This window comes from Mesorhizobium sp. M4B.F.Ca.ET.089.01.1.1 (assembly GCF_004022605.1).
In the GTDB taxonomy this organism is placed as follows: Bacteria; Pseudomonadota; Alphaproteobacteria; order Rhizobiales; family Rhizobiaceae; genus Mesorhizobium; species Mesorhizobium abyssinicae.
Window position 1 is genome coordinate 1 of sequence record NZ_RZOS01001544.1, and the last position, 401, is coordinate 401.

At 60.3% G+C, this 401-nt stretch carries 1 protein-coding gene; it reads right to left on the reverse strand.

The genetic code is table 11. The features are described 5' to 3' along the window. Positions 1-384, reverse strand: a 384-nt coding sequence (locus EN780_RS38215; RefSeq protein WP_133373043.1) for a hypothetical protein, incomplete at its 3' end; no start/stop codon positions are given. Positions 385-401 lie beyond the last annotated feature (17 nt).

Below are 401 nucleotides of genomic sequence, written 5' to 3' on the forward strand. Positions count from 1 at the left end.
AGGTTGGTCTGCATGATCCTTTTGGAGGCGCTTCACCTGGTCCTCGATTGTTTGCGCATCCTCTCGGTCAAAGATTGGCAAATTGCTGTCGCTCAGAACCTTGAGCACGGCGATGTAAAGACCGCGATCAGGCCGCGGTTCGCGACCCGCCTGGAGCAGCGCCCGTGTGGCCAGCGCCAACACTTGTCGAAAAATGTCCTGCTCTACCTCCCGCGGAATATCGCGAGCCAACCGGGCCGCCTTCTGCCGACCGTCCGAAAAGAGAAGCCCCTTCCGACCGCCATTGGGATACTCGCGGGTTTCGGTCCGCGAAGCCGGTTGGCTGTCCAACTGCGTCTTCACTAGGTTGGCGAACGGCGCCTCGCCCTTGGTGGCGTGGTCCATGATAGTGGATGTCTCAC